At 52.6% G+C, this 4,384-nt stretch carries 2 rRNA genes; both read left to right on the top strand.

The annotated features are described in order from the left end of the window. Positions 1-678 (top strand): 16S ribosomal RNA (locus HPY90_RS15030); the annotation flags it as partial. Positions 679-1,121: 443 nt separating this feature from the next. Then, positions 1,122-4,384: ribosomal RNA gene (locus tag HPY90_RS15025) — 23S ribosomal RNA — on the top strand; the annotation flags it as partial.

Raw genomic sequence — 4,384 nt, 5'->3', positions numbered from 1 at the left:
AGCACCCCGCCTGGGGAGTACGGCCGCAAGGTTGAAACTCAAAGGAATTGACGGGGGCCCGCACAAGCGGTGGAGCATGTGGTTTAATTCGACGCAACGCGAAGAACCTTACCAGGGCTTGACATCCTCTGACAGCATATGAAAGTATGTTTTCTACCTTCGGGTAGACAGGGAGACAGGTGGTGCATGGTTGTCGTCAGCTCGTGTCGTGAGATGTTGGGTTAAGTCCCGCAACGAGCGCAACCCTTACGTTTAGTTGCTAACGTGTAGAGGCGAGCACTCTAGACGAACTGCCGTTGACAAAACGGAGGAAGGTGGGGATGACGTCAAATCATCATGCCCCTTATGTTCTGGGCTACACACGTGCTACAATGGCCGGTACAAAGGGAAGCGAAGCCGCGAGGCGGAGCAAATCCGGTAAAAGCCGGTCTCAGTTCGGATTGCAGGCTGCAATTCGCCTGCATGAAGTCGGAATCGCTAGTAATCGCAGGTCAGCATACTGCGGTGAATACGTTCCCGGGCCTTGTACACACCGCCCGTCACACCACGAAAGCTGACAACACCCGAAGCCGGTGACTTAACCCGAAAGGGAGAGAGCTGTCGAAGGTGGGGTTGGTGATTGGGGTGAAGTCGTAACAAGGTAGCCGTATCGGAAGGTGCGGCTGGATCACCTCCTTTCTAAGGAGAATATTGGGACGTGAGACATGAGACGTGAGACGTGAGAATGTAAAGACAGACCTCAAGGGTCAAAAAGACCCAAAAGGAATGCCTGAGAATCCCACGTCCAACGACCCACGACCCACGACCAATAATCCTAGGTCGGTACATCCATTCGGCAGACAGGTGTAGGTGCGAATTTATTCGCACAAACAAACCGCCTGCCGAAGCCACTGTTTAGTTTTGAGAGACCAGTGAGAGGCGATAAGCCTCTCATTAAAAGTCTCATCTTGGTAGTAAGTGGTAGGTGGTTAGTGGTTGGGATAGAAGGAATTCGCGGATGCGAATTCCAACAAGCAGCCCAACGACCAAAGGCCAACCACCAACGGCCAAAACGTTCTTTGAAAACTGCACAGCGTAGGAGAACAAGTAGCTAGAGCAAAGAGTTCTAGTAGCGCGAATTAGGTCAAGTTATAAAGGGCATACGGTGGATGCCTTGGCGCACATGGGCCGAAGAAGGACGTGGCAAGCTGCGAAAAGCTACGGGGAGCCGCAAGCAGGCTGTGAGCCGTAGATATCCGAATGGGGCAACCCGGCGGGGGCGAACCCCCGTCACCGTACACTGAACACATAGGTGTACGGAGGGCACCCGGCGAACTGAAACATCTTAGTAGCCGGAGGAAGAGAAAGAAAGATCGAACCCCCCAGTAGCGGCGAGCGAAGAGGGGCGAGCCCAAACCCGGCACTCAACCGAGCAGGAGAGGGATAGACAGGACTGAAGTAACCGACACCTTTGGTCCATGAACATATCCTTCAAATGCTGGGTTGAGTGCCGGGGGTTGCGGGACTCTCATGATAGAGGCAAGTAGATCTAGTCGAAGCGGTCTGGAAAGGCCCGGCACAGAAGGTAACAGCCCTGTAGGCGAAAGGTCGAACGTTTCAGAGAGGATCCCAAGTACCGCGGGACACGGGGAATCCTGTGGGAATCAGGGAGGACCACCTCCCAAGGCTAAATACCCAGTGCGACCGATAGTGAACAAGTACCGTGAGGGAAAGGTGAAAAGCACCCCGGGAGGGGAATGAAATAGAACCTGAAACCGTATGCTTACAAGCAGTCAGAGCACTATTTAGTCGTTGGTGGTTAGTGGTTAGTGGTTGGGGATTTTGGGTCATGCTAACGGGTCAAAAGACCCCAAAAAGCTACCCAGAAAACCAACGACCAATTACTAACCACCAACGACCAAAGTGTGATGGCGTACTTTTTGTAGAACGGACCGGCGAGTTACATCCAGCGGGCGAGGTTAAGCGGGAAAGCGCGGAGCCGGAGCGAAAGCGAGTCTTAAAAGGGCGAATAGTCCGTTGGAGTAGACCCGAAACCGGGTGATCTACCCATGTCCAGAGTGAAGCTAAAGTAAAGTTTAGTGGAGGCTCGAACCGACCGTCGTTGAAAAGGCGGCGGATGAGGTGTGGGTAGGGGTGAAATGCCAATCGAACCCGGAAATAGCTGGTTCTCCCCGAAATAGCTTTAGGGCTAGCCTTGGGAATGAATACCGGAGGTAGAGCACTGACTGGGCTAGGGGTCTTCACCGATTACCGAACCCAATCAAACTCCGAATGCCGGATATTTGGATCCCAGGAGTCAGACTACGGGTGCTAAGATTCGTAGTCAAGAGGGAAACAGCCCAGACCGTCGGTTAAGGTCCCAAAGACAGGCTAAGTGGAGAAGGATGTGGAGTTGCCCGGACAACCAGGATGTTGGCTTAGAAGCAGCCATCATTTAAAGAGTGCGTAATAGCTCACTGGTCAAGTGGCTCTGCGCCGAAAATGTAACGGGGCTAAAGCCTGTCACCGAAGCCACGGTTCTCGAGGTTCGAAGTTCGAGATTCGAAGTTCGAAAGGAAAAGCAAATGATAAAGGATTACCACGACCTTGAAGTCTATAAGAGGTCGTATGGGCTCGCTTTAAGAGTCCATAAGATATCATTACAATTTCCTAGACATGAGATGTATGAGATTGGAAGCCAGTTGCGAAGAGCCGCTATATCCATACCGCTAAACATAGCAGAGGGATATGGTAGAAAGAAGCACGTCAACGACTTTAAAAATTTCTTAATAAACGCACTGGGTTCATGTAATGAAGTATCAGTCCTGATCGAGATGGTTAAAGACTTGGGATATAATATACCAGAATATGAAGAATTGAACGAGGAATACGACCATCTAGGAAGGCAACTGAACAAACTCATACAGACATGGAAATAATCGAACATCGAACTTCGAACTTCGAACTTCGAGAAGGTAGGGGAGCGTTCCGTATGCAGGGAAGCTATACTGTAAGGAGTAGTGGAGCGTACGGAAGTGAGAATGCCGGTATAAGTAAGCGAGAAGGCAGGTGAGAATCCTGCCCGCCGAAAGCCTAAGGTTTTCTGGGGAAGGCTCGTCCGCCCAGAGTAAGCCGGGGCCTAAGCCGAGGCAGAAATGCGTAGGCGATGGAGAATCGGTTGAGAATCCGATGCCACTGGCAGCCGTTTGAAGGATGGGGTGACACAGGAGGGTAAGCTGAGCGCGCGGATGGAAAAGCGCGTCCAAGGTGGTAGGGTGAGAGTTAGGCAAAACCGGCTCTCGTATAAGCCTGAGAACTGAAGGGGAGCGAAATTAAGTAGCGAAGCAGCTTCAGCCCAAACTGTCAAGAAAAACCTCTAACGAGGCAAGCCAGTGCCCGTACCGCAAACCGACACAGGTAGGCGGGGTGAGAATCCTAAGGCGCGCGAGAGAACCCTCGTTAAGGAACTCGGCAAAATAACCCCGTAACTTCGGGAGAAGGGGTACCCCGTTAGCGTGAGAACTTTTACAGGAGGAGCGCGAGGGGGTCGCAGAGAAAAGGCCCAAGCGACTGTTTACCAAAAACACAGGTCCCTGCTAAATCGGAAGATGACGTATAGGGGCTGACGCCTGCCCGGTGCCGGAAGGTTAAGAGGAAGGCTTAGTCGAAAGGCAAAGGTCCGAATTGAAGCCCCGGTAAACGGCGGCCGTAACTATAACGGTCCTAAGGTAGCGAAATTCCTTGTCGGGTAAGTTCCGACCCGCACGAAAGGCGTAACGATTTGGGCACTGTCTCAACGAGGGGCTCGGTGAAATTGTAATGCCGGTGAAGATGCCGGCTACCTGCGACAGGACAGAAAGACCCCGTGGAGCTTTACTGCAACCTGACATTGGGTTTTGGTATTTCATGTACAGGATAGGTGGGAGACAGGGAATTCAGGACGCTAGTCTTGGAGGAGTCGACGTTGGGATACCACCCTTGGAGTATTGAAGTTCTAACACAGCGCCGCAAATCCGGTGCGTGGACAGTATCAGGCGGGCAGTTTGACTGGGGCGGTCGCCTCCCAAAAGGTAACGGAGGCGCCCAAAGGTTTCCTCAGCGCGGTTGGAAATCGCGCGATAGAGTGTAAAGGCAGAAGGGAGCTTGACAGCGAGACAAACAGGTCGAGCTGGGACGAAAGTCGGGCTTAGTGATCCGGCGGTATCGAGTGGAAGAGCCGTCGCTCAACGGATAAAAGCTACCCCGGGGATAACAGGCTTATCTCCCCCAAGAGTCCATATCGACGGGGAGGTTTGGCACCTCGATGTCGGCTCATCGCATCCTGGGGCTGTAGTAGGTCCCAAGGGTTGGGCTGTTCGCCCATTAAAGCGGTACGTGAGCTGGGTTCAGAACGTCGTGAGACAGT

This window comes from Syntrophothermus sp., from assembly GCF_013314835.1.
GTDB classification, from domain to species: Bacteria; Bacillota; Syntrophomonadia; order Syntrophomonadales; family Syntrophothermaceae; genus Syntrophothermus; species Syntrophothermus lipocalidus.
This window is presented reverse-complemented; position numbering and strand designations above follow the sequence as displayed.